23 protein-coding genes are annotated in these 23570 nt (G+C 71.3%); 3 read left to right on the top strand and 20 right to left on the bottom strand.

Translation table 11 applies throughout. The features are described 5' to 3' along the window. Positions 1-73: 73 nt before the first annotated feature. The 3 genes from ACX9GQ_RS12995 to ACX9GQ_RS12985 form a co-directional block, all read right to left on the bottom strand. On the bottom strand, positions 74-1702 hold the full coding sequence (locus tag ACX9GQ_RS12995) for a long-chain-fatty-acid--CoA ligase (protein ID WP_459629975.1): 1629 nt from the start codon (positions 1700-1702) through the stop codon (positions 74-76). 113 nt (positions 1703-1815) lie between these two features. Beyond that, the gene (locus ACX9GQ_RS12990) at positions 1816-2370 is read right to left on the bottom strand and encodes a 2,4'-dihydroxyacetophenone dioxygenase family protein (RefSeq protein WP_459629974.1); all 555 of its coding nucleotides are present in this window, start codon (positions 2368-2370) and stop codon (positions 1816-1818) included. Between the two features lie 76 nt (positions 2371-2446). Further along, the gene (locus ACX9GQ_RS12985) at positions 2447-3166 is read right to left on the bottom strand and encodes an SDR family NAD(P)-dependent oxidoreductase (protein WP_459629973.1); all 720 of its coding nucleotides are present in this window, start codon (positions 3164-3166) and stop codon (positions 2447-2449) included. Positions 3167-3326: 160 nt separating this feature from the next. Between ACX9GQ_RS12985 and ACX9GQ_RS12980 the strand changes: the two genes are divergently transcribed. Then, the gene (locus tag ACX9GQ_RS12980; protein WP_459629972.1) at positions 3327-4109 is read left to right on the top strand and encodes a metallophosphoesterase family protein; all 783 of its coding nucleotides are present in this window, start codon (positions 3327-3329) and stop codon (positions 4107-4109) included. A 19-nt stretch (positions 4110-4128) separates the two neighbouring features. Here the strand turns inward: ACX9GQ_RS12980 and ACX9GQ_RS12975 are convergent, their stop codons facing one another. Together ACX9GQ_RS12975 and ACX9GQ_RS12970 are read right to left on the bottom strand one after the other, a co-directional pair. After that, entirely contained in the window at positions 4129-4611 is a 483-nt protein-coding gene (locus ACX9GQ_RS12975) for a Crp/Fnr family transcriptional regulator (RefSeq protein ID WP_459629971.1), read from the bottom strand. Beyond that, positions 4611-5309 carry an AAA family ATPase gene (locus tag ACX9GQ_RS12970; protein WP_459629970.1) on the bottom strand — a complete coding sequence of 233 codons (699 nt, stop codon included), beginning with the start codon at positions 5307-5309 and terminating at the stop codon, positions 4611-4613. Before ACX9GQ_RS12970 ends, ACX9GQ_RS12975 begins: the two co-directional genes overlap by 1 nt. A gap of 246 nt (positions 5310-5555) precedes the next feature. On the opposite strand from ACX9GQ_RS12970, the gene ACX9GQ_RS12965 reads away from it, so the two are divergent. Beyond that, the gene (locus ACX9GQ_RS12965) at positions 5556-6986 is read left to right on the top strand and encodes a cytochrome P450 (RefSeq protein ID WP_459629969.1); all 1431 of its coding nucleotides are present in this window, start codon (positions 5556-5558) and stop codon (positions 6984-6986) included. 9 nt (positions 6987-6995) lie between these two features. On the opposite strand, the gene ACX9GQ_RS12960 is transcribed toward ACX9GQ_RS12965, so the two are convergent. The 6 genes from ACX9GQ_RS12960 to ACX9GQ_RS12935 form a co-directional block, all read right to left on the bottom strand. Further along, complete coding sequence (locus ACX9GQ_RS12960) at positions 6996-7961, bottom strand: SMP-30/gluconolactonase/LRE family protein (RefSeq protein WP_459629968.1); 966 nt, start codon at positions 7959-7961, stop codon at positions 6996-6998. A 53-nt stretch (positions 7962-8014) separates the two neighbouring features. Continuing rightward, on the bottom strand, positions 8015-8782 hold the full coding sequence (locus tag ACX9GQ_RS12955) for an SDR family oxidoreductase (protein ID WP_459629967.1): 768 nt from the start codon (positions 8780-8782) through the stop codon (positions 8015-8017). A gap of 109 nt (positions 8783-8891) precedes the next feature. Then, entirely contained in the window at positions 8892-9236 is a 345-nt protein-coding gene (locus ACX9GQ_RS12950) for a hypothetical protein (protein WP_459629966.1), read from the bottom strand. Between the two features lie 78 nt (positions 9237-9314). After that, entirely contained in the window at positions 9315-10910 is a 1596-nt protein-coding gene (locus ACX9GQ_RS12945; protein ID WP_459629965.1) for an ABC transporter ATP-binding protein, read from the bottom strand. A 1-nt stretch (position 10911) separates the two neighbouring features. Further along, complete coding sequence (locus ACX9GQ_RS12940; protein ID WP_459629964.1) at positions 10912-11775, bottom strand: ABC transporter permease; 864 nt, start codon at positions 11773-11775, stop codon at positions 10912-10914. Then, positions 11772-12719: an ABC transporter permease gene (locus ACX9GQ_RS12935; RefSeq protein ID WP_459629963.1), complete on the bottom strand. Its 948-nt coding sequence runs from the start codon at positions 12717-12719 to the stop codon at positions 11772-11774. The genes ACX9GQ_RS12940 and ACX9GQ_RS12935 overlap by 4 nt, the downstream gene beginning before the upstream one ends. 226 nt (positions 12720-12945) lie before the next feature. Between ACX9GQ_RS12935 and aqpZ the strand changes: the two genes are divergently transcribed. After that, on the top strand, positions 12946-13656 hold the full coding sequence (gene aqpZ / locus ACX9GQ_RS12930) for an aquaporin Z (RefSeq protein WP_459629962.1): 711 nt from the start codon (positions 12946-12948) through the stop codon (positions 13654-13656). Between the two features lie 56 nt (positions 13657-13712). Here the strand turns inward: aqpZ and ACX9GQ_RS12925 are convergent, their stop codons facing one another. The 9 genes from ACX9GQ_RS12925 to iolE form a co-directional block, all read right to left on the bottom strand. Further along, complete coding sequence (locus ACX9GQ_RS12925) at positions 13713-14213, bottom strand: DUF1993 domain-containing protein (protein ID WP_459629961.1); 501 nt, start codon at positions 14211-14213, stop codon at positions 13713-13715. 53 nt (positions 14214-14266) lie between these two features. Next, positions 14267-14941, bottom strand: coding sequence for a sarcosine oxidase subunit gamma (locus ACX9GQ_RS12920; RefSeq protein WP_459629960.1), 675 nt, complete (start codon positions 14939-14941; stop codon positions 14267-14269). Continuing rightward, positions 14934-17918, bottom strand: a complete 2985-nt coding sequence (locus ACX9GQ_RS12915) for a sarcosine oxidase subunit alpha family protein (RefSeq protein ID WP_459629959.1) — start codon at positions 17916-17918, stop codon at positions 14934-14936. Before ACX9GQ_RS12915 ends, ACX9GQ_RS12920 begins: the two co-directional genes overlap by 8 nt. Further along, on the bottom strand, positions 17918-18217 hold the full coding sequence (locus ACX9GQ_RS12910; protein WP_459629958.1) for a sarcosine oxidase subunit delta: 300 nt from the start codon (positions 18215-18217) through the stop codon (positions 17918-17920). Before ACX9GQ_RS12910 ends, ACX9GQ_RS12915 begins: the two co-directional genes overlap by 1 nt. Positions 18218-18346: 129 nt before the next feature. Continuing rightward, positions 18347-19597: a sarcosine oxidase subunit beta family protein gene (locus tag ACX9GQ_RS12905; protein WP_459629957.1), complete on the bottom strand. Its 1251-nt coding sequence runs from the start codon at positions 19595-19597 to the stop codon at positions 18347-18349. A 259-nt stretch (positions 19598-19856) separates the two neighbouring features. Further along, positions 19857-21122 carry a 3-oxo-tetronate kinase gene (gene otnK / locus ACX9GQ_RS12900; RefSeq protein ID WP_459629956.1) on the bottom strand — a complete coding sequence of 422 codons (1266 nt, stop codon included), beginning with the start codon at positions 21120-21122 and terminating at the stop codon, positions 19857-19859. A gap of 66 nt (positions 21123-21188) precedes the next feature. Continuing rightward, positions 21189-21830, bottom strand: coding sequence for a 3-oxo-tetronate 4-phosphate decarboxylase (gene otnC, locus ACX9GQ_RS12895; RefSeq protein WP_459629955.1), 642 nt, complete (start codon positions 21828-21830; stop codon positions 21189-21191). A 10-nt stretch (positions 21831-21840) separates the two neighbouring features. After that, a complete protein-coding gene (gene iolB / locus ACX9GQ_RS12890) occupies positions 21841-22638 on the bottom strand; it encodes a 5-deoxy-glucuronate isomerase (RefSeq protein WP_459629954.1) in 798 nt (265 codons plus the stop codon). A gap of 2 nt (positions 22639-22640) precedes the next feature. Next, positions 22641-23540, bottom strand: a complete 900-nt coding sequence (iolE, locus tag ACX9GQ_RS12885; RefSeq protein ID WP_459629953.1) for a myo-inosose-2 dehydratase — start codon at positions 23538-23540, stop codon at positions 22641-22643. Positions 23541-23570 lie beyond the last annotated feature (30 nt).

Genomic DNA, 23570 nt, shown 5'->3' with positions numbered 1-23570 from the left:
TCCCCGCCCGCGGGGAGAAGGGAGAGCTCGGCGATCCCGGACGCGGCTGGGACGGGCGCAGGGGGCCCGGCGCCTACGTCGTCGGCAGGCGGTAGCCCTGGAAGTCCTTGCGCAGGGTGGTCTTCTGGATCTTGCCGGTGGCGGTGTGGGGGATCTGCTCCACGAAGACGACGTCGTCCGGCATCCACCACTTGGCGATCTTGCCGTCCATGTAGGCCAGCAGCGAGTCGCGCGTGGGGTTGGTGCCGGGCTTCGGCACCACGATGAGCAGCGGCCGCTCGTCCCACTTGGGGTGCGGCACGCCGATCACCGCCGCCTCGGCGACTTCGGGATGGCCGACCGCGAGGTTCTCGAGGTCGATGGACGAGATCCACTCGCCGCCCGACTTGATCACGTCCTTGGCGCGGTCGGTGATCTGCATGTAGCCGTGCGCGTCGATGGTGGCGACGTCGCCGGTATCGAAGAAGCCCTCCTCGTCGAGGATGTTGCCGCCCTCGCCCTTGAAGTAGGCGCTGGAGACCGCGGGCCCGCGCACCTTCAGGCGGCCGAAGGCCTTCCCGTCGTGCGGCATGCGCTTGCCCTCGTCGTCGGTGATCTTCATCTCAACGGTGAAGGGCGCGTAGCCCTGCTTCATCTTGAGGTCGTAGAGCGCGTCACCGGAGAGGTTGCCGAGTTCCGGCTTCACCTGGCAGACCGAGCCGATGGGGCTCATCTCGGTCATGCCCCAGGCGTGCACCACGGTGACGCCGTACTTGCGCTCGAAGGCCTCGGTCATCGCCCGCGGGCAGGCCGCGCCGCCGATGAAGACGCGGTTCAGCGTCGTCAGCCGCTTGCCCTGCTGCTCGAGGAAGGCCAGCAGCCCGAGCCACACCGTCGGCACGGCGGCCGAGATGGTGACGCGCTGGCTTTCCAGAAGGTCATAGACCGAGGCGCCGTCAAGTTTCGCGCCGGGCATGACCATCGTCGCGCCGGCCATCGGCACCGAGAAGGCGAGCGACCACGAGTTGGCGTGGAACAGCGGCACGATGGGCAGCACGCGGTCGGTCGGGGAGAGCCCCATGGCCTCGACGGGCAGCACGGCCATGGCATGCAGCACGTTGGAGCGGTGCGTGTAGAGCACGCCTTTGGGGTTGCCGGTGGTGCCGGAGGTGTAGCAGAGGCCGGCCGCCGTGCGCTCGTCGAAGGCCTTCCAGCCGAAGTCGCTGTCCGCCTCGGCGATGTAGTCCTCGTAGGCGACGGCATTCTTCAGCGAGGTCGCCGGCATGTGGGCGCCGTCCGTGAGGATGACGTAGCGCTCCACCGTGTTGAGGCGCGGTGCCATCTTCTCGACCATGGGCACGAAGGTCAGGTCGAGGAAGAGGATCCGGTCCTCCGCGTGGTTCATGATGTAGACGATCTGGTCCTCGAACAGGCGAGGATTGACCGTGTGGTAGATCGCGCCGATTCCGGTGATGCCGTACCAGGACTCGAGGTGGCGCCACGTGTTCCAGGCGAGCGTCGCCACGCGGTCGCCGATGCGGATGCCGTCGCGCTCCAGCCGCTTGGCGAGCTGCAGCGCCCGCCGCCGGACGTCGATGTAGCTGATTTCGTGCAGCGGCCCCTCAACGGAGCGGCTGACGACCGTGCGCCGGCCATGCTGGCTCGCGGCGTGGTCGATGATGCGGTGGATCAGAAGCGGCCAATCCTGCATCAAGCCGAGCATGCAATTCCCCTCCGGTCGCGGCGCCGTCCGGCGCCCATCCGCGGCTCTGTGGCCGCCTGCGGGGCAACGCTAGACCAAGCCGCGGGCGAGGGGAATGGCCGGCCGAGGCCGGTTCAGCGGATGAACCGCTCCACGTAGTCGGCGCCCAGCCCGACGGCGGCGTAGTGCTTCTTGCACATCTCGATCTTGGTGAAGACGTCCTCGTAGCCCTGCACGCGGCCGTCCGGATCGACGTAGATCATCGCCCCGTTGACCTGGAAGAGCGTCATCATCTCCTCCACGTCCTCGTCGACCACGAGCGTGTGGGTCTCGCCCGGCGCCTCGTAGACGTAGCCGCCCTCGGTCGCCACCCAGTCGTGCTCTAGATAGCGCCACCTGCCCTTCAGCACGAACCCATGCACCGGCTGCGGGTGGCGGTGCCGGGACAGCACGCCCGACTTGCGCACCCGCAGGATGTTCTGCCAGTAGCCGCGCGAGGCGGAGAGGCAAAGCGGGCGGAACCACACGTTCTCCGCCTGCGGCACCCAGATGCGCTCGTCGGTCGGCACGGCATCCGGGATGACGATCTCGGGCGGCGAGTACTCCGGCTGCGGGTGGCGGTACGGCATCCGCTTCTCGGCCTCGGTCTCGGTCAGGCCGGAGCGGTTGGTGCGGTCGATGGCGTTCATCGCGTTCTCCTCGATCTCGCGACGGCTGGGCCGCCGATGAACTGAATCAGGCGACGGCGGTGCCGCCGAACGCTCCTCAGGCGACGGCGTAGCCGCCGTCCACGGGCAGGATGGTGCCTGTGACGAACCGCGCGGCGTCCGACAGCAGGAAGCCGACGACGCCGGCGACGTCCTGCGGGGAGCCCCAGCGGCCCATCGGCGTGCGGCCGACGATGCCGGCGGAGCGCACCGCGTCCTCGACGGCCGGCTTCGTCAGCGGCGTCTCGATCCAGCCCGGCGCGATGGCGTTGACCCGGATGCCTTCGGGCGCCCACGCGACGGCGAGCGACTTGGTGAGCTGCATCACGCCGCCCTTCGAGGCGGCATAGCCGGGAGCATGGGGTGCGCCGAAGAACGAGTACATCGAGCCGAGGTTGACGATCGCGCCGCCCCTCTCGGCCAGCTTCGACCGGGCGGCGAGACAGGTGCGCATCGTGCCGAACAGGTTCACGGCGACGGTCTTCTCGAAGGCCTCCATCGTGAATTCCGCCCCGCCGCGGATCAGGATCCCGGCGCAGTTCACGAGGCCGTCCAATCGCCCGCAGCCGGACACGACCTCGGCGACCGAGGCGTCGGACGTCACGTCGAGCCGGACAGCGCGGATAGCGGGGTCGGGAGCGAAGGCGGCGATTTCCTCCTCGGAGGCGCTGCCGACGACGACCTGCCAGCCGGACGCGGCCAGGGCGCGGGCGATGCCCTCGCCGATGCCACGCGTTCCCCCGGTGACGAGCGCTGTGCGCGGTGCGTCCTGCGGCATCGACGACATCCTCCCGGCCGGCCTGCGCATCGATGACGCAGCCGCCATCCTGATGTGGCAGGCCCCGAACGGGAGGACAAGGGCGCCACCGTCAAGCCTGTGATGCCCTGGTGGCACGCCGCATGCTAGAAGCGACGGGCTTTCGCCACCGTGGAGTGCCATGCGCTGCCTTTTCGTCGCCGACCTGCACTATTCGCTGCCGCAGTTCGACTGGCTGCTGCACGCGGCGTCCGGCTACGACCTCGTCGTGCTGGCCGGCGACGCGCTGGACGTTGGATCCATCGTCGACTTTCGTGCGCAGACCCTGGTGGTGACCAAGTACCTGCAGCGCATCGCCGGGGTGACGCGGCTCGTCGTCTGCTCCGGCAACCACGACCTCGACGCGCGCGGTGACGATGGCGAGAAGTATCCGCGCTGGATCGCGGAACTGCGCGGGCTCGGAATCGGCGCGGACGGCGACACGCTGGAGATCGACGACGCGCTCATCACCGTCTGCGCGTGGTGGGACGGACCGCTGGCGCGCGAGCGCCTGCTGGCGCAGATCGCCGCGGACGCCGGGCGGCGCCAGGGCCGGCGCTGGATCTGGATTCATCACGCGCCGCCGAAGAATTCGCCGACCAGCTGGTCGGGCAGCCGGACCATGGGCGACGGCGACGTGGAGCAGTGGATCGCCCAGTACGAGCCCGACATCGTCGTGGCGGGCCACATCCATCAGTCGCCGTTCGTCCGGGAGGGCTCCTGGGCAGACCGGATCGGCAAGACATGGGTGTTCAACGCCGGCCACCAGTTCGGCGCGCCGCCGGCGCAGGTCGCTCTCGACACGACCGCCGGCGAGGCGGTTTGGGTGTCGGCGATGGGCGTCCAGCGCGTGCGGCTCGACGCTCCGCTGGAGCGGCCGATTCCGCCGGCGACCGCCCTGCCCGACTGGTTTCCGGCAGGCTGACGCAGCCGGGCGCGACGCTTCAGGTGCCGAGAGGGTCGCGGTCGGAGCCGGGGCGGAAATCGCGCTCCTGCTGGTGCATCAGGGTCTCGAGCACCTCGCCCACCATCTCCAGGTGGTCGCCATGGTTGGCGAACTGGCGCTTCAGGTCCACGAGGTAGGTCGTCGCCGCGTTGAGGCGGTGGGCCAGCAGGCTCGCCACCAGCCAGCTCAGCGCCGGATGGGCGCGAAAGAAGCTCGCGGCGTCCTCGACCCAGTGCAGCTGCGTCTCGCCGTGCGTCCGGGCCGTCGCGGTATGCGGCGCCCCGAGCAGGACCGACATCTCGCCGACCATGGATCCGGGCTCCTGCAGCAGCGTCACCTGCGTGCCGCCGCGCAGCACCTCGATGGCGCCCGACACGAGCACGAAGACGCGTCCGGTGGTCTGACCCTCCTCCAGCAGCACGGTGCCGGAGGGGATCGTGCGGACGGGGACGCCGGCGCAGAGGTCGAGGATGGCGCGCATCAGCCCGCCTTCCCGCCGCGGGCGGCCGCCGGCGCCGCCTTGCGGGCCTTCTTCGCCTTGCCGTAGCCGATCTTGTCCATCAGCGCGGCAATCTCCTCGCTGGCCTTGGGATCGCGCGGGCGCAGCTCCGTCACCGCAAGCCCGGCCGTCGCCGCCTTGGCGTAGGACTTCCGGTTGCCCAGCGCGACAGGCAGGAACTTCAGCGCCGGCTGCTTGCGGATGATCTCGGCCGCGGCCTCGTTCTCACCGCCCTTCGCGTCACCGCGGTTGAGAAAGGCGACCGCCTTGAGGTCCGGGTTGGTGACGCGGGCCTCCTCGACGAGCTCAGCGACCTTGTCGAGCGTCCAGACATCGAAGGAGCGCGGCGCGAGCGGGACGACGCAGATATCGGCCACCGCCAGCGCTCCGCGCTGGCTCGCCGTGTCGCCGGCGCCCACGTCGATGATGATCTCGTCGTACTTGGGCGCAAGGCGGCGGATCTCGGTGACGACCGCACGCCCCTTGAGGGCGATGCAGGTGTAGCCGGCCCCCTCCTCGCGCGACTGGTTGCGCATGGTGGTGAAATCGGTGGCGGTGCCCTGCTCGTCCGCGTCGACGAGCAGCACGTCCTTGCCGGACGCGGCCAGAAGCACCGCGATGTTGGTGGCGACCGTCGACTTGCCGGTGCCGCCCTTCGTTCCACCCACTGCCGTGATCACGCCCAACCCCCAGCCTGCCGCGGTCCCGCGCGGCCCCGGCCCGAAATCAGACAAGCCTTGCTGCACCGCGTCAAGAACGGATCGGCGGGAGACCGGCGCCTTGCCGCAAAAGGCTGAGCCCCTGCAGCGCCGATCATCGAAAGATCCGCCTGCCGCGATCCCGGCACCGTTGTCGGAGGCTCCCCGGCAATCTACATGAGCCGCACGCGTGACCGGCACCCCGCCGGGCGCGGCGGAAGCCTGACGATGAGCGCACTCGCCCACGACGCCCCCGGCTCCCTTGCCGGGCCGCGCGTCCCGCCCGCCCCGGCGCCTTTGCCCGCGCAGCTGCCGTTCTGGGACTTCTTCCGCGCGCTGCGGGCCAACCCCATCGCCGCATGGCCGCTCGAGGCCTACGAGAAGCCGTACCTGCTGCTCGAAGGAGGGCCGCTGCGGCCGGACCTGCTGTTCGTCAGCGACCCGGCCATGGTGAAGCGGATCTTCCTCGACGCCGTGGACGTCTATGACAAGGGCGAGGTCGTGCGCCGGCGGCTGCGGCCCTTCCTCGGCGACGGCGTGCTGATCGCCGCGACTGAGAGCTGGCGTCCCCAGAGGCGCATCGCCGCGCCGATGTTCCAGGCCCGCCGGGTCGAGGCGTTCTTCCCCGACATGCTGGCCGCTGCCGTTCAGGAAGCGGAACGGCTGGAGGCGCTGGGGCCCGACGCGGTCACCGACATGCACGACGCGCTGGTCGGCTTCACCTACGACGTCATCGCGCGCACCGCGTTTTCCGCCGACAGCGTCAGCGATCCGCACGCCTTCTCGCGCGCCATCGCCGCCTATTTCGACACGCTGGGCCGGCTCGACGCGGCGAGCTACCTCAACCTGCCGAGCTGGGTGCCGACGCTGGGCCGCCTTCGGGCGATGCCATCCCTCGCGCTCTTCCGGCGCGAGATCGGCGGCATCATCGCCCGGCGGCGCAAGCGGCTGGAGGACGAGGGCGCGCCGGCGCTGCCCGACGACCTGCTGACCCGCCTGCTGACGTCGACGGACCCGCAGACCGGACAGACCCTGTCTCCCGAGCGGGTCTACGACAACGCCGTGACCTTCCTCGCCGCAGGCCACGAAACCACGGCGAACGTGCTCGCCTGGACGCTGTTCCTGCTGTCGGAGAACCCGGAGTGGGACGACCGGGTGGTGCACGAGATCCGTCGCGAGGTCCCCGACGGCGTTCCCACCCCGGCCGCGCTGGCGCGGCTCGAGGCGACGCGGATGGTGGTCGACGAGGCCATGCGGCTCTACCCGCCCGCCCCGCTGATCCCCCGGATGCCGCTGTCGAACGACCGGCTCGGCCCGGTCGACGTCAGGGCGGGCACGATCGTGATCACCGCGCCCTTCGTCTCGCACCGGCACCGGGCGCACTGGGACGAGCCGGACGCCTTCCGCCCGGAGCGCTTCGCCCCCGGCCGGCGGGAAGCGGTGGACCGCTACGTCTACTTCCCCTTCGGCGTGGGACCGCGGGTGTGCATCGGCGCGACCTTCGCGGTGCAGGAGGCGCTGACGGCGCTCGCCGTCCTGCTGCCGCGGCTGCGCTTCGTCGCGACGGCGCCGCAGGACGTGTTCCCGCAGGCGACCATCACGCTGCGGCCCGGCTCCAGCCTGCCGATGCGGCTGGAGCCGCGTGCCGGACGCCGCTGACCCGACCGGTCAGAACGTCTTCGCCCCGCGCACCAGCGTGAAGTAGGAGTAGAGCGAGGTCGTGCCGCAGATGTAGAGGCGCGAGCGGTGGCGACCGCCGAAGCAGACGTTGGCGACCACCTCTGGCACGTGCACCTTGGCGATCAGCGTGCCGTCTGGGTGGTAGACATGCACGCCGTCGGCGGCCGACGTCCAGATGCGCCCGTCCTCGTCGAGGCGGAAGCCGTCGAAGAGGCCGGCCGTGCAGGTGGCGAAGACCTTGCCGCCCTTCAGCTTCGTGCCGCCCTTGCCCGTCACGTCGAAGACGCGGATGTGGCGCGGGCCGTTCTCGACGTGCGTGGCTCCGGTGTCGGCGATGTAGAGCTTGCTCTCGTCCACCGAGAAGGCGATGCCGTTCGGGCGCACGAAGTCGTCGGCCACCATCGTCACCTCGCCCGAGGCCGGGTCGACGCGGTAGACGTTGCAGGCGCCGATCTCGCTCTCGGCCCGCTCGCCCTCGTAGTCCCAGTCGATCCCGTAGGCGGGGTCGGTGAACCAGATCGAGCCGTCGGACTTCACCACGACGTCGTTGGGCGAGTTGAAGCGCTTGCCCTTGTAGCGGTCGGCGACGACCGTGATCGTGCCGTCGAACTCGGTGCGGGTGACGCGGCGGCCGAGGTGCTCGCAGGAGACGAGCCGGCCCTGCCGGTCCACGGTGTGGCCGTTGGTGTTGTTGGACGGCTGGCGGAAGACCGAGACCGAGCCGTCGGTCTCGTCGTAGCGCATGATGCGGTTGTTCGGGATGTCCGACCATACGAGGTAGCGGCCCGCGGGGAAGTAGGCCGGGCCCTCCGCCCAGCGGCAGCCGATGTAGAGGCGCTCCAGCTTGGCCGTGCCGTTGAAGAGCCCATTGGCCCGCTTGTCGAGGATCTCGAAGGGCGTCGGGTGGATGTCGGCGTAGGCGGGCTGGGGGGCGTTCGGCTTGTCGGTGAACATGGGCGTCTCTCTCCGTGTCGTCTCTGCAGCGTCTGGCGCGCCGTGGTTCGGGATCAGACCGCGGCGGTGAAGCCGCCGTCGACCATGAGCAGGTGTCCGTTGACGAAGTCCGAGGCCGGCGAAGACAGGAAGATCGCCGCGCCGACGAGTTCGTCGAGGCGTCCCCAGCGGCCCGCCGGGGTGCGCTTGGCCAACCAGTCGTTGAATTCGGGATTCGCCATCAGCGCCGCGTTGAGCGGCGTCTCGAAATAGCCGGGGCCGATGGCGTTGACCTGCACGCCGTGCTTGGCCCACTCGGCCGCGAGGCCGCGCGTCATCATCTTCACCGCGCCCTTGGTGGTCGTATAGGGCACGATGGTCGGCCGGCCGAGCTCGCTCATCACCGAGCCGATGTTGATGATCTTGCCGTGGCCGCGGCCGATCATGCGCCGGCCCACCGACCGGCACATGAAGAACACGCTGTCGAGGTTCACGCGGATCATGTCGTGCCAGCCGTCATCCGGGAACTCGGCGGCCGGGGCGCGGTGCTGCTTGCCGGCGTTGTTGACGAGGATCTCGAGCGGACCGATCTCCGCCTCGATGGCGGCGACGGCGGCCTCGGCGGCCGCGGGGTCCGACACGTCGAAGGCGCGGCCCAGCACGTCCAGCCCCTGCTTGCGCAGCCCCTCGACGGCGGCGTCGAGCTTGGCCGCGTCACGGCCGTTCAGCACCACCTTCGCGCCCGCCCGTGCAAGGCCGGCGGCGAGGGCGAAGCCGATGCCCTGGCTGGAGCCGGTGACGAGGGCGAGGCGGCCGGAGAGGTCGAACAGCGCGAGCGACATGATGCAGGGGATTCCGGAACAGCAATGACGGGAGCGTCACTGTGGTCGAGGTCGCCGGCCCGGGCAAGACGAGCGTGCGGGGCACCAGCCCTGCACGGCACGGCGAGGCTCAGCGGCCGCGGACGCGCGCGATATGATCCCGCAGGACCGCCACGACGGTCTCCTCGGGGCGGTCCCCCGCAGCGAAGAAACCCGCCACGTCCGGCGGCAGTGTCACGGTCAGCCCCGGCGACGGTCGCGACGCCGGCGGCCCCGGAACCGGCGCGGGTGCCGGCCTGACGGCCGTGGGCCCGGCAACGGACGACGGTTGGGCAGCGAACTCCGCGGGGACAGCCGATGCGGGCGGCGGAACGGCCGGCCGCGCCTTGCGCTCGACGATCTCGGGGGACGGGCCCAGCGGGCCGTCGAGGACGGAGGGAAGCCGCAACCGGCGCGGCGGGACATCGGACGACACGACAACCTCCCGGCGGCGGGGGCCGCTGGACCGCACCAGCATGCACAACCGCCGCGCGTTCGCCAAACGGCGGCGCGATCAGGCCGCGAGCATGCGGTCGAGGTGCAGCGAAGCGTCGACGAGGGCGCGCGTCACCGCATGGCGGGGCGCATCGAGCACGGACTGCGTCGGCCCCTCCTCCACCACACGGCCGGCGGACATCACCAGCACGCGGTCGGTGATGGCGCGCACGACGGTGAGGTCGTGGGTGATGAAGAGGTAGGTCAGGCGCAGACGCGACTGGAGGTCGGCCAGCAGGTCCAGCACCTGCGCACGGATGGAGACGTCGAGGGCCGACACGGGCTCGTCCAGCACGATCAGGTCCGGCCGGGTGATGAGGGCGCGGGCAATGGCGAGGCGCTGGCGCTGGCCGCCCGAGAACTCGTGGGGGTACTTGCCGGCGTCGGCGGGGGAAAGCCCCACCTCCGTGAGAGCCTGTGCCACGCGGCGGACCCGCTCCGCGCCGTCGATCTCCGGGGCGAGGTGGAGAGGTTCGGCGACGATGCGCCCGGCCTTGTGACGCGGGTCGAAGGATCCGTACGGATCCTGGAAGACCATCTGCACGCGGCGGCGGAACGTGGCGAGCGCGGCGCCCGATAGACCGTCGGTCCGTCCTCCGGCCAGCCGGATCTCCCCGCCCTGCAGTGGCTCCAGCGCCAGGATCGCCCGCGCCAGCGTGGACTTGCCGCAGCCGGATTCGCCCACGAGCCCGAGGCTCTCTCCCCGGCGAAGCGTGAAGCTCACCCCGTCCACCGCCTGGTGCGCCAGCGCCGGCGCGAAGGGGTGCGGACGCGGCAGGCGGTATTCGCGCACGACGTCCGTGACGGTGAGAAGATCCTCCCCGGGCGGCTCGGCCGAGCGCACGGGACGATGCGAGGACGCCTCCTGCAGCGCCTGCGAATAGGGATGCCGAAGCGTGGCGAAGGCCTGCGCCCCGCCGGGGCCGCGCTCCACCACCTCGCCCCGGCGCATCACCGCGACGCGGTCGGCCATGGCCGAGACGACGGCGAGATCGTGGCTGATGAGCACGAGGCCGGCGCCGTCCTCGGCGACCAGTTCGCGCAGAAGGCGTAGGATCTGCGCCTGCGTGGTGACGTCGAGGGCGGTCGTCGGTTCGTCCGCGATGACGAGGCGCGGCTTCAGCGCCACCGCCATGGCAATGACGACGCGCTGGCGCTGGCCGCCCGACAGTTCGTGGGGATAGCGCGTGGCCGGCACCCGTGCGGCCGGCAGGCCAACCCTCTCTAGCACCGCCGCCGCCCGGTCCGCCGCCTCGGCGCGCGGCAGGCCGAGATGCAGCCGGAACCCTTCCGCCACCTGGTCGCCGATGGTGCGCAGCGGGTTCAGCGCCGTCATCGGCTCCTGGAACACCATGCCGACGGTGCGCCCGCGCAGCGCGCACATGTCCCGCTCGGACGCCGCGAGGAGGTCGCGGCCCTCCAGCGTCACGGCGCCGGTCGCCCGCGCGCCGCGCGGCAGCAGGCGCATGACCGAGAGCGCCGTCATCGACTTGCCGGAGCCTGACTCGCCCACGATCCCCAGCGTCTCGCCCGCCTCCACCGACAGCGAGACGTCGCGCAGGATCGGCACGCCGGCGATGGAGAGGTCGAGACCGCGGATGTCGAGCAGCGGCACGTCAGCGCTCCCTCGCCAGGCGCGGGTCGAAGAGGTCGCGCAGCCCGTCGCCCAGCAGGTTGAGGCCGAGCACGGTGACGACGATGGTCAGGCCGGGCGCGATGGCGAGCCGGGGCGCGAGGGCCATCATGGTCTGCGCCTCGAACAGCATCCGCCCCCAGCTCGGCAGGGGCGGCTGCACGCCGAGGCCGATGTAGGAGAGCGCTGCCTCGGCGAGGATGCCGAGCGATAGCTGGATCGTCGCCTGCACGATGATGAGGCTGCCGATGTTGGGCAGGATGTGCTCGGCCGTGATCCGCGCGGGAGACTTTCCCGCCACCCGCGCGGCCATGACGAAGTCGCGCTGCCACAGCGGCAGTGCACCGCCATAGGCGACCCGCGCGAAGACCGGGATGTTGAAGATGCCGATGGCGATCATCGCGTTGATCGCGCCCGGCCCGAACACCTCGCGCAGCATGATGGCGATGAGCAGCGCCGGGAAGGCGAAGACGAAGTCGGCAAGGCGCATGATGCCCTGGTCGACGACGCTGCCGCGCCGCTGCGCGGCGAGCAGCCCCAGCGGCACGCCGATGCCCGCGCCGATGCCGACCGCGACGAACGACACCGCGATGGACGTGACGGCGCCACGCATGATCATCGAGAACGTGTCGCGGCCGAACGGGTCGGTCCCCAGCCAGTGCTCCGCCGAGGGCGGCCGCAGGCGGCGCGCCACCTCGATGGCGGTGGGATCGTGCGGCGTCCAAACGAGCGACAGCGCTGCCATCGCGGCGATCGTCGCCGTCACGACGGCGCCGACGAGGAAGCTCGGGTGGCGCAGGGCCCGCGCTGCGAAGCCCGCCGGCGCGGTGGCGGCGACGTCGCTCATCGTCCCCTCCGCAGGCGCGGGTCGACGACGGCATAGGCGATGTCGACGAGGAAGTTGACGACGATGACGCTGGTGACGAGCAGCATCACCACGCTCTTCACCACCATCAGGTCGCGCTGGTTGATCGCCTGGAAGACGAGGCGACCAAGGCCGGGCAGGTAGAAGACGTTCTCGACGATGATCGTCCCGGCGAGCAGGAAGGAGAACTGCAGCCCCATGATGGTGAGCACCGGGATGAGCGCGTTGCGCAGCGCGTGCCGGCGCAGCGCCTGGCCCTCCGACAGCCCCTTCGCCCGCGCCGTGCGCACGTAGTCGTCGGAGAGGGTCTCGAGCAGCGAGGAGCGCATCACGCGGGCGAGGATCGAGGCCTGCGGCAAGGCCAGTGCCACCGCCGGCAGGATCAGCGCGCGGAAACCCGGCCACACGCCGGCGTTCCAGCCCGGGAAGCCGCCGGCCGGCAGCCAGCGCAGGGTGATGGAGAAGAGCAGCACCAGCAGCATTGCGAACCAGAAGTTCGGCACGGCGATGCCGACCTGCGTCGCCCCCATGATGGCGACGTCCGCCGGACGGTTGCGGCGCGCCGCCGCCACCGCCCCGACGGGGATCGCGATGAGCGCGGTCAGCGAGAGCGACAGCAGGGCGAGCGGCAGCGAGACCTGGATGCGTTCGCGGACGAGCTCGGCGACGGGCGTGGAGTAGGTGTAGCTCTTGCCGAGATCGCCGCGCAGCAGCCCGCCGACCCAGTCGACGTAGCGTTCGACCGGCGGCCGGTCGAGGCCGAGCTGGAGCCGCAGCGCGGCCAGGGTATCCGGGCGGGCCTGCGTGCCCAGCATCACCTGCGCCGGGTCGCCCGGCAGCACCTCCATGGCCGTGAACACCACCGCCGACGCCACGACGAGCGTGACGAGCAGGGCGACGAGTCGGCGCAGGGCGAAGGACAGCATCGGCTTCCGGGAACTGCGGCCGCAGGGACGGCGCCGCGTGGCGAGTCGGTTCGATGGTGTCAGCTTGGCGGGGGCCGATGCAATGGCCGAGACGGCCGGCCGGACGCGCTGGCGTTAACCCTTTTTCAAGAATTCACGCGCTCGGGTTTAACTTTTGTTAACCTTCACGGGTTGCGCGCGCCCGACGCACGAGGTGCGCCGCCATGGCTTCTGAAGGGGGACCCATATGCAGAAGAAATTGATCGCCGAGGCTTTCGGCACGTTCTGGTTGGTTTTCGGCGGCTGCGGCTCGGCGCTGTTCGCCGCGGCCTATCCGCAGCTCGGCATCGGCTTCCAGGGCGTCGCCTTCGCCTTCGGCCTGACGGTCCTCACCATGGCCTACACGGTCGGCCCGATCTCGGGAGGCCACTTCAACCCGGCCGTGACCGCCGGCCTTGCCGCCTCGGGCCGCATCCCGTGGTCGCACTTCGTGCCCTACACGCTCGCGCAGCTGGTCGGTGCCGTGCTGGCGGCGGTGGTGCTGTACCTCATCGCCTCGGGCAAGGCGGACTTCTCGCTCGCCGGCGGGTTCGCTGCGAACGGCTACGGCGAGCACTCGCCGGGCAAGTACTCCATGTTCTCGGCCCTCGTGGCCGAGGTGGTGCTCACCGCCTTCTTCCTGCTGGTGATCCTCGGCTCCACCGAGGACCGCGTGCCGCCGGGCTTCGCGCCGATCGCCATCGGCCTGTGCCTGACGCTCATCCACCTGATCTCGATCCCGGTCACCAACACGTCGGTGAATCCGGCGCGCTCCACCAGCCAGGCGCTGTTCGCCGGCGGCTGGGCACTGCAGCAGCTGTGGCTGTTCTGGGTGGCGCCGATCGCCGGCGCCATCGTGGCGGGCGGCCTGCACAAGGCGCTGTTCGCCAAGGACGCCGTGGTCGGCGAAGGCCACTGAGCCAGGACGACGGCGCGGCGGACCTTCCGCCGCGCCGTCCATCATCGCCGGCTGCCTCAGCCGATGAAGTCCATCTTGCCGAGTTCGACCCCGTTGTGACGCAGGATCGCGTAGGCGGTCGTCACGTGGAAGAAGAAGTTCGGGATGACGTTGTGCAGCAGGTAGGGCTGCCCGACGAAGGTGCGCGTCTCGCCGCGGATCTGCATCGACACCTCGCGCGTCTCCGCCCCGGCGAAGGCCGCCTTGTCGAGCCCGCCGATGAAGTCGAGCGTCTTGCGGATGCGCGCCGAGAGCTCGGCAAAGGTCTTCTCCTCGTCGGCGTACTTCGGCACCTCGACTCCCGCGAGGCGGGCGGCGCCACCCTTGGCGAAGTCGCTCGCCAGCTGCACCTGCCGCGCCAGCGGGAACATGTCCGGCGCGAGGCGCGCCTGCAGGAACACCGCCGGATCGATCTTGCGCGCCTCGGCATGGGCCGCCGTCTTGGCGAGGATGGCGTCCAGCGCCTTCAGGGTGCGGGTGAAGACCGGGACGGAGACGTCGTACATCGACAGCGACATGGCGGTGCCCTTCTCAACATGTGGGACGGAGGCGACGGCCCCGTGCCGCCGACTCACTCCCCGGAAATGACGGCGACACCGTATTCCGCGGAACTCTCCTCCAGCCAATGCCAGAAGCTGCCGGCGAAGCCGCGCGGGATCACGAGGTCGTAGGTGGGCTCCGCGTCGCGCTGCCAGAGCGTGACGTCAACATGCGCGCACCACGTCATGGCGGCGTCGCCGGGAGCGAATGCGCGTGGGTGCAGGTCGATCCCGGTGCCCTTAGCCAGGACATCCCGGGCGCGGGGACCGGAGAGGCGCAGCACGCCGCGCCCATCCGACTGGTCGATGACGGACGCGGACTGTCCGACGGCCTGCCGGAGAGTGTCCGCGAAACGGGCTCCAGCGGCCGGAGAGAGACTGTCCCCGCCGCAGAGGGGGGCGAGGAGGGACCGTTCCGCCACGGCCAGCCACTGTCCCGGACCGGCGAAGACGAGCGAGAGCCCCTCCCCCGCGGTTCCCGCGGCACCTTCGATCCGCTTCCCTCCGGGCGGAAGCGAGAGCCCGAAGGCGGCCGACAGGGCCGCGCCGAGCGCCCCCTCCTGCCCGCGCCGCGCGATGACGCTGGCGAGCGCGAGGCCCGAAATCTCCTTCACCGTCAGGCCCGGAGCGCCGTCGGCGGCGCCGAGGCGGCCCGGAAGGGCCAGTCCCGCGAAGGCGGAGCGGCGGGTCATCGTCACGTCAGCCACGCAGCCGCTCCCCCTGCGGATCGAAGAAGCACGGGTGCCGCAGCTCGACCACCACGTCGCGCCCCCGCACCCCGTCCCAGCAACGGACTTTCTCACCGATCCGCTGCGGACCGCGCCGCATCAGGCCGAGGCCGATCCAGCCGTTCTCAAAGGGTGAGAACGCCGTGGCCGTGACGTGCCCGAGGTCATTGGCGAGCGTCGGCTCCTTGCCGATATCGAGGAAATGCGAGCCTGCGCCGACGCGCTGCACCGGATCCAGCACCTTGAAGCCGACCAGCGTCTCGCGGTCCGGATCGACCAGCGCCGGGCGCGTGGCCATGACCCTGCCGATGCAGTCCTTCTTCTGCGACACCATCTTGCCGAGCCCGAGGTCGGCGGCCGTGGTCTGGCCGTTGAGCTCGCCGCCGGCGACGTGGCCCTTTTCGATGCGCATCACGCTCATCGCCTCGAGGCCGTATGGCGTCACGCCGAGGTCCGCGCCCGCTTCCATCAGCGCGCGCGGCAGCGCGTCGCCGCAACTGGCGGGCACGCCGAGCTCGTAGGCCAGTTCGCCGGAGAACGACAGGCGGAAGAGCCGCCCCGGCACGCCTCCACGCAGCATCACCGGCGCGCAGGCGAGGTAGGGGAAGGCCTCGTTCGAGAGATCCTGCCCGGGCTCCAGGACACGCTGGAGCAGCGCGCGCGAGTTCGGGCCGGCGACGGCGAACTGGGTCCACTGCTCCGTCACCGACCCCGCCTGCACGTCGAGGTCGGGCCAGAGCCACTGGAGGCACAACTCCAGATGGGCCATCACCTCGCCAGCCTTCGCCGTGGTGGTGGTCATCAGGTAGTGGTTCTCGCCGAGGCGGGCGATCGTGCCGTCGTCGAAGACGAAGCCGTCCTCGCGCAGCATCAGCCCGTAGCGGCACTTGCCGACCGGAACGGTGGACATGGTATTGACGTATACGCGGTCGAGGAATTTCGCCGCGTCCGGCCCCTGGATGTCGATCTTGCCGAGGGTGGAGACGTCGCAGATGCCCACGGCGGAGCGCGTAGCCTTGACCTCGCGGGTGCAGGCGGCGAGCCAGTCCTCGCCCGGCTTCGGGAACCAGCCGGCGCGCAGCCACACCCCCGTCTCGATGAAGACGGCTCCCTGCTCCTGAGCCCAGCCGTGCGCGGCCGTCAGCCGCGTCGGGCGGAACGCCTTGCCCCGGTGATGACCCGCCAGCGCGCCGATGGCGACCGGCGCATAGGGCGGGCGGAACGTGGTGGTGCCGGTCGCGCCCAGCGGCTTTCCGGTCAGCTCGGCCATCAGCGCCATGGCGTTGACGTTGGACGTCTTGCCCTGGTCGGTCGCCATGCCGAGAGTCGTGTAGCGCTTCATGTGCTCGACCGAGCGGAAGGCCTCGCGCTCGGAGAGCTCGATGTCCGAGGTCGTGACGTCGTTCTGGAAGTCGACGAAGGCCTTGCCGCCCGCCTTCGGCGACCGCCACAGCGGCGCGACGGCGGCGCTGTCGCGTTCGGCGCGCGGCACCTCGACGGCCGGCGGCTCGAAGCCCGCGGCCCGGGCGGCCTCGATCCCGGCCCAGGTGCCCGTCGTCAGGCATTCATCGAGCGAGAACGCCCCCGCAGCCGAACCGGCGACGGCCATGCCGGGCGGCAGCGCGCCGGGCAGGAAGGCGAGCTTCGCGTCGTCCCACACCGGCTTGCCGCCGAGGTGCGAGGTGAGATGCACGGCGGGAGACCAGCCCCCGGACATGGCGACGAGGTCGCAGTCGAGGCTCAGGCGGGCCCCGCGGGGGCCCTCGATCTCGAGGCCCTGCACGCCGGCGCGGCCATGCGCCTGCAGGGGCACTGACCCCGTCAGGAGCCAGGCGCCCGCGGCATTGGCCGCAGCCCGGACCGGCTCCGACACCTCCGGACGGCTGTCGACGAGCGCCTGCACGCTGACCCCGGCCGCCGTGAGGTCCGCGACAGTGCGGGCCGCGTCGTCGTTGTTGGCGACGACGACGGCGCGGTGGCCCGGCAGGGCGGCAAAGCGGTTGACGTAGGTCCGGACCGCGCCCGCGAGCATGACGCCGGGCCGGTCGTTGTCGCCGAAGACGAGCGGGCGCTCGATGGCGCCCGCGCAGAGCACGGCCCGCCTGGCGACGATCCGCCAGAGCTTCTGGCGCGCGCCGTGCTCGGGCGGCGTCGGCCGATGGTCGGCGAGGCGCTCCACCGCGCCGTAGGCGCCGTGGTCGTAGACGCCGAAGACCGTGGTGCGCGTCAGCAGCGTCACCTCGGGCATCGCGGCGAGTTCCGCCGCCATGCGTGCGGCGAACGCCGCCGCGGGCTCGCCGTCGACGGCGGTGGTCTCGGCGTTGAGCCGCCCGCCGACGAGCGTGTCATCCTCGGCCAAGACGACACGCGCGCCGGACCGCCCCGCCGCCAGCGCGGCCATCAGGCCGGCCGGACCGGCGCCGATGACGAGCACGTCGCAGTGCAGCGTCGCCTTTTCGTAGCGGTCGGGGTCGTGCTGGTCGGCGGCGCGGCCGAGGCCGGCGGCGCGGCGGATCAGGGGCTCGTAGACCTTCTCCCAGAAGGGCGCAGGCCACATGAAGGTCTTGTAGTAAAAGCCGGCACCGAAGACGGGGGCGAGCAGCTGGTTGACGGCCATGGCGTCGAACCGCAGCGACGGCCAGCGGTTCTGGCTCGCGGCGACGAGGCCGTCGTAGAGCTCGACGCCCGTCGCGCGCGTGTTCGGCTCGCGCCGCGCGCCCTGGCGCAGTTCGACGAGGGCGTTCGGCTCCTCCACCCCCGCCGACAGGATGCCGCGCGGCCGATGGTACTTGAAGGACCGGCCGACGAGCCTGACGCCGTTGGCGATCAGCGCCGAGGCCAGCGTATCGCCGGCGAGGCCCGTGTAGGACTGCCCGTCGAAGGTGAAGGACAAGGGCCGCGACCGGTCGACGAGCCCGCCGTCAGGCCGGCGGTGTGTGTCGGAACGACCCGCCATCACGCGCCTCCCTTCCGGGCGAGGGCAACGGCGCGCGCGTCCTCCACCGCCGCGATGGCGTGGGTGCGGATGTCGCGCGTCACGACCAGCCAGGCGCGGCAGCCGTGGACATGGTGCCACAACTCCCGGTGCTCTCCCGCCGGGTTGTCGCGCAGGTAGACGTAGTCGTACCAGGCGTCGAACCCCTCCCCGCCCGCTCTGGCGTCCGGCAGGTGGTCGGGCCGGCGCACGGTGGCGTCGCCGAGATAGGCGAACTCCTCGTTCCCGCGTTCGCCGCAGTGGGGGCATCGGATGCGCATGTCAGGCCTGCCGCCGCGAGGGAAAGGGTGGAAGGCCCCTCATCCGGCGCTGCGCGCCACCTTCTCCCCGTGCACGGGGAGAAGGTGCCCCGAAGGGACGGATGAGGGGCGGGCGGAACTGGACGCGCATCAGTGCTTGTTGGGCGTCGCGCCCGTTCCCTTCTCGTCGATGAGGCGGCCGGTGGCGAAGCGGTCGAGGCGGTAGGCGGCGTTGAACTCGTGCGGCGCGTCGCGGGCGATGGTGTGGGCGAAGCACCAGCCGGAGGCCGGCGTCGCCTTGAAGCCGCCGTAGCACCAGCCGCAGTTGAGGTAGAGCCCCTCGACCGGCGTGCGGTCGATGATGGGAGATCCGTCCATCGACATGTCCATGATGCCGCCCCAGTGGCGCAGCACACGCAGACGGCCGATGGAGGGCATCAGCGCGAAGCCCTCCTCCATCACGTCCTCGATCGTCGGGAGGTTGCCGCGCTGCGCGTAAGAGTTGTAGCCGTCGATGTCGCCGCCGAAGACGAGGCCGCCCTTGTCGGACTGGCTGATGTAGAAATGGCCGGCGCCGAACGTGATGACCTGGTCGATCATCGGCTTCACGCCCTCGGACACGAAGGCCTGCAGCACGTGGCTCTCCAGCGGCAGGCGCAGCCCCGCCATGGCAGCGACGCGGGAGGTGTTGCCGGCGCACGCCAGGCCGATCTTCTTCGCCCGGATGATGCCGCGGGTCGTCTCGACGCCAACGGCCCGGCCGTTCTCGACGCGGATGCCGGTGACCTCGCAGTTCTGAATGAGGTCGACGCCGCGCTGGTCGGCGGCGCGGGCGTAGCCCCACGCCACGGCGTCGTGGCGCACGGTGCCGCCGCGCTTCTGCAGCAGGCCGCCCTGGATGGGGAAGCGGGCGTTGTCGAAGTCGAGGTAGGGCGCGAGGCGTCGCACGCCGTCCTGGTCGAGCAGCTCGGCATCGACGCCGCACAGCATCATCGCGTTGCCGCGACGGGCGTAGGCGTCGCGCTGGCTGTCGGAGTGGTAGAGGTTGAGGACGCCGCGCTGGCTCACCATCGCGTTGTAGTTGATGTCCTGCTCCAGCCCCTCCCAGAGCTTCAGCGACCACTCGTAGAAGGGCGTGTTGCCGGGCAGCAGGTAGTTGGACCGCACGATCGTGGTGTTGCGCCCGACATTGCCCGAGCCGAGATAGCCCTTCTCGACGACGGCGACGTTGGTGAGGCCGTGGTTGCGGGCGAGATAGTAGGCGGTGGCGAGGCCATGGCCGCCGCCGCCGACGATGACGACGTCGTATTCGGCCTTCGGCTCCGGCTCGCGCCAGGCGGGCCGCCACCCCGTGTTGCCCTTGAGCGCCTGGGAGAGAAGCGAGAAGACCGAGTACCGCACGTGCCTGCCCCCGCGCGCCGTCCGCGCGCGTTTGGACGAGGAGGGAACGCGGTCGCCTGCGTCGAGTCAATGGGTGGCGCTGCGCACAGGCCCCTCATCCGCCCCTTTGGGGCGCCTTCTCCCCGCTGGCGGGGATAAGGTGCCGGAGCGCAGCCGAGGCGGATGAGGGGTCGGTGGTCGGTTTCCCCTCATCGGCCCTTCGGGCCACCTTCTCCCCGCGGACGGGGAGAAGGGCAGAGCGGCACGAGGTTCGGTGAGCTCAATCCAGCATCGCGAGCGACTTGGTGAAGAAGTCCACGGTGCCGAAGTTGCCGGACTTGAGGGCGAGCGCCAGCGGACGGCCATCGGCGGCCAGCGTCCACGGCACACCGGGGTCGATCTCCGGGCCGATCTCCAGCATGGACACGCCGAGCGCGCCCACGACGGCACCCGAGGTCTCGCCGCCGGCGACGACGAGGCGGGTGACGCCGGCCTGCGCCAGCCCGACCGCGACCTCGCCGAGCAGCCGCTCGATCATCGCACCGGCCTCCTCGCGGCCGAAGCGCTCCTGGATGGCGCGCACCGCCTCGGGGGCGGCGGTGGAATAGACGAGGACCGGCGTCCGCCCGAGGCGCGGCTTGGCCCAGCCGAGCACATCGGCGGCGCCCATGCGCTTCTCGGCGATGGCGACCGGATCGAGCGGAAAGGCGGGGACGCCGCGGTCGACCGCATCCTTCACCTGTGCCCGCGTGGCGGCCGAGCAGCTGCCGGCGAGGACGGCCGTGTGGCCGGCCGGCGCGGCGAAGGGCCGCGGCCCGGCGGCCGGCGCCAGAAGGCCCGCGCGGCGGAAGTTCTCCGGCAGGCCGAGCGCGATGCCGGAGCCGCCCGTGAGCAAGGGCTGGCCGTCGAACGCTTCGCCGAGGACCCGCAGGTGGCGGTCGGCGATGGCGTCGCCGACGCCGATGGCCGGCCCGTCCTTGGCCAGCGCCTCGAAGGCGGCGCGGGTGGCGGCAGGGCCCTGCTCCACCGTCTGCACCGGCACGAGCCCGACCGGAAGGCGCGTCTGGCGGGCGAGCACACGCACGAGGTTCGCGTCGCGCATCGGCGTCAGCGGATGATCCTTCATCGGGCTGTCGGAGAGCAGTTCGCGGCCGACGAAGAGGTGGCCCTGGTAGACGGAGCGGCCGTTGGCCGGGAAGGCCGGGCAGGCGATCGTGTACGGCGCCTTGAGCCGGGCCATCAGCGCCTCCGCGACGGGGCCGATGTTGCCGGCGTCGGTCGAATCGAAGGTCGAGCAGTACTTGAACAGGATCTGGCGGGCGCCTGCCTCCAGCAGCGCCTCGCAGGAGGCGAGCGACCACGCCACCGCCTCGGCGGCCGGGTTGGTGCGCGACTTCAGCGACACCACGACGGCGTCGGCCTGCGGCAGTGCTGCGGCGGAGGCCGGCACGCCGACCGTCTGCACGACGCGCATGCCCTCCCGCGAGAGCATCAGCGCGACGTCGGTGGCGCCGGTGAGATCGTCCGCGATGACGCCGAGCAGCATGGGCTTACCCCTCCCCTGCCCCCTCGCCCAGGCTCACGGCCGATGCTCGGGGGACCTGCCCCTCCCCTACCACCGCGCGCCGAAGGTGTCGCGCAGTTCGGCGATCTCGGCCTTGCCCAGCGGCGGCAGGCAGGCGCCGCGCGTGAGGAAGAAGAGCTTCGCGGTTTCCTCGGCCTCCTCCAGCGCATATGCGGCGGCGGAGACGCTCTCGTGCCAGAAGGTCGGGCCGATGCGCGACAACATGACGCCGCGGCAGGCCTTCACGTGCGGGCGCACGAGGTCGGCGACCGCCGGGTCGCCCGGGCGCCGGTAAGGGATCAGCGGGATCCGTCCCGCCTTCATCACGTGGTAGGCGGTGAGCGGCGGCAGGATGTTGGCGGGATCGACGCCGGGCGTGAGCGACAGCGCGACGAGGTGCGTCGAATGGGTATGGACGACGCCGCCCACTGCCGGGTCGGCCTCGTAGATCGCGCGGTGCAGGCGGATGGTCTTCGAGGCCCGGTCTCCCGAGACCTGCTCCCCGCCGGGCCCGACCTTGGCGAGGCGCGCGGGATCCAGCGATCCGAGGCAGGCATCGGTCGGCGTGATCAGCCAGCCGTCCGGAAGGCGTGCCGAGATGTTGCCGGCGCTGCCGACCGTATAGCCGCGCGCGTGCAGGCTCGCGCCGATGCGGCAGATCTCCTCTCGCAGCGCTGCCTCGGCGCCCATCGGCCTCTCCTCAGGCGAAGGTGAGCCAGGCGTGGTCGGGCGCCATCGTGAACTTCCACGAGCGCACCGGGCCTGCCATGACGTTCAGGTAGTAGAGGTCGAAGCCGTGCGGCGCGCCGACGGGATGGTAGCCTTTGGGCACCAGCACCACGTCGCGGTCGCCGAAGGCCATCGTCTCGTCGAGCGAGCGGTCGTCCGTGTACACGCGCTGCACGCCGAAGCCCGAGCCGCGCGCGAGGCGGTGGTAGTAGGTCTCCTCGAGATAGGTCTCGCGGGGCGGGTCGTCGACGTCGTGCTTGTGGGGCGGGTAGCTCGACCAGTGCCCGCCGGGGGTGATGACCTCGACGACGAGCAGGCTCTCCGCGTGGGGCGACGTGTCGGGCAGGATGTTGCGCACGTAGCGCGTGTTGGTGCCCTTGCCGCGGGTCTCCTGACCCACCTCGGACGGCGGGATGAGCCGCGCCGGCAGCCGCCCCTGCGCCGGAGCCGAGCAGACGGCGAGTTCCACCGGCGTCCGGGCCGTTGCGCTCCAGGCAGCGCCGGCGGGCACGTAGACGGAGGCAGGCGAACCCTCGAACGGGCTCGTCCGGTCGCCGACCGCGCCGAAGGACTGCCCGGCGGCCTCGATCTCCGCGGTGCCCGACACGAGCACGAGGCAGACCTCGGTGCCGGGCGTCCCGCCGGTCGCCGTCTCGCCCGGGGCGAGGACGTGGACGTCGAAGCCGACATAGCGCCACCCGGCGCTCTGCGGCGTGACGTGGTGGATGCGGCCGGCCGTGCCGGATGGGTGGACGAGGAGGCGGGGCATGGTCAGGCGAGCCCCGCGGCGGCGAGCGTCTTGCGCAGATGGGCGACGCCCTTCTTCGCGTAGGGCAGCGCCGGGGCCTTCTTCGGGTCCTGCTCGGCCTCGACGACGACCCAGCCCGAATAGCCCGGCAGCGCGCGGAAGACGGCCTCGTAGTCGACGCAGCCGTCGCCCGGGACGGTGTAGACGCCCAGTTCGTCGCCCTTGCCGAGGATCGAGTCGAGGAAGCTCCAGTCGCCGGCCTCGGCCTTCGCCTTGATCGCCGGGCGGACGTCCTTGCAGTGCACGTGACTGATGCGCTCGCGATAGCGCTTCGCCAGGGCTGCCGGGTCGGCCCCGCCCCAGGTCGCGTGGCCGGTGTCGAGCAGCAGGTGCACGGCGGGGCCCGTCGCCGCCATGAACGCGTCGATGTCCGCCTCGCTCTGCACCACCGTGCCCATGTGGTGGTGGTAGACGACCCGGACGCCCTCCGCGAGCGTTGCGTCGGCGACCTGCGTCATCCGACGGCCGAACTCCGCCCACTCGGCGCCCTTGAGGTGCGGACGCTTCGAGAGCGGCATCGCGCGGTCGCCGTGGATGGCGTTCGACGTCTCGGCGATGATGAACACGTTCGAGCCCACGGCCTTGAGGAGGTCGAGGTGCTTCCGGAGCGCCTTGATCTCCTCCTCCGCCGAGCGCACCAGCAGCTCGCAGGAGTACCAGCCGCCGATGCAGGCCATGCCGTAGGGGGCGAGCGCCGCCTTCAGCGCGTTCGGCTCGCGCGGGAACTTGTTGCCGAGCTCCATGCCGACGAAGCCGGCCTCCTTCGCCTCCGCGAGGCAGGTCTCCAGCGGCGTGTCGCCGCCGATCTCGAGCAGGTCGTCGTTGGACCAGCCGATGGGGTTGGCGCCGATGCGGATGGGCATGGTGGGCTCCTTCGTGTTCGAAAGCGGGCG

This window comes from Alsobacter sp. R-9 (assembly GCF_054612375.1).
Note: the sequence above shows the minus strand (reverse complement) of the source record. Positions and strands in the feature narration are given on the sequence as shown.

What these genes read in the sequence shown, in the direction of transcription:
- ACX9GQ_RS12995 (WP_459629975.1), bottom strand. Translation starts at nt 1,702, where the DNA reads ATGCTCGGCTTGATGCAGGATTGGCCGCTTCTGATCCACCGCATCATC.
- ACX9GQ_RS12990 (WP_459629974.1), bottom strand. Translation starts at nt 2,370, where the DNA reads ATGAACGCCATCGACCGCACCAACCGCTCCGGCCTGACCGAGACCGAG.
- ACX9GQ_RS12985 (WP_459629973.1), bottom strand. Translation starts at nt 3,166, where the DNA reads ATGCCGCAGGACGCACCGCGCACAGCGCTCGTCACCGGGGGAACGCGT.
- ACX9GQ_RS12980 (WP_459629972.1), top strand. Translation starts at nt 3,327, where the DNA reads ATGCGCTGCCTTTTCGTCGCCGACCTGCACTATTCGCTGCCGCAGTTC.
- ACX9GQ_RS12975 (WP_459629971.1), bottom strand. Translation starts at nt 4,611, where the DNA reads ATGCGCGCCATCCTCGACCTCTGCGCCGGCGTCCCCGTCCGCACGATC.
- ACX9GQ_RS12965 (WP_459629969.1), top strand. Translation starts at nt 5,556, where the DNA reads ATGAGCGCACTCGCCCACGACGCCCCCGGCTCCCTTGCCGGGCCGCGC.
- ACX9GQ_RS12960 (WP_459629968.1), bottom strand. Translation starts at nt 7,961, where the DNA reads ATGTTCACCGACAAGCCGAACGCCCCCCAGCCCGCCTACGCCGACATC.
- ACX9GQ_RS12955 (WP_459629967.1), bottom strand. Translation starts at nt 8,782, where the DNA reads ATGTCGCTCGCGCTGTTCGACCTCTCCGGCCGCCTCGCCCTCGTCACC.
- ACX9GQ_RS12940 (WP_459629964.1), bottom strand. Translation starts at nt 11,775, where the DNA reads ATGAGCGACGTCGCCGCCACCGCGCCGGCGGGCTTCGCAGCGCGGGCC.
- ACX9GQ_RS12935 (WP_459629963.1), bottom strand. Translation starts at nt 12,719, where the DNA reads ATGCTGTCCTTCGCCCTGCGCCGACTCGTCGCCCTGCTCGTCACGCTC.
- aqpZ (WP_459629962.1), top strand. Translation starts at nt 12,946, where the DNA reads ATGCAGAAGAAATTGATCGCCGAGGCTTTCGGCACGTTCTGGTTGGTT.
- ACX9GQ_RS12925 (WP_459629961.1), bottom strand. Translation starts at nt 14,213, where the DNA reads ATGTCGCTGTCGATGTACGACGTCTCCGTCCCGGTCTTCACCCGCACC.
- ACX9GQ_RS12915 (WP_459629959.1), bottom strand. Translation starts at nt 17,918, where the DNA reads ATGGCGGGTCGTTCCGACACACACCGCCGGCCTGACGGCGGGCTCGTC.
- ACX9GQ_RS12910 (WP_459629958.1), bottom strand. Translation starts at nt 18,217, where the DNA reads ATGCGCATCCGATGCCCCCACTGCGGCGAACGCGGGAACGAGGAGTTC.
- otnK (WP_459629956.1), bottom strand. Translation starts at nt 21,122, where the DNA reads ATGCTGCTCGGCGTCATCGCGGACGATCTCACCGGCGCCACCGACGTC.
- otnC (WP_459629955.1), bottom strand. Translation starts at nt 21,830, where the DNA reads ATGGGCGCCGAGGCAGCGCTGCGAGAGGAGATCTGCCGCATCGGCGCG.
- iolB (WP_459629954.1), bottom strand. Translation starts at nt 22,638, where the DNA reads ATGCCCCGCCTCCTCGTCCACCCATCCGGCACGGCCGGCCGCATCCAC.
- iolE (WP_459629953.1), bottom strand. Translation starts at nt 23,540, where the DNA reads ATGCCCATCCGCATCGGCGCCAACCCCATCGGCTGGTCCAACGACGAC.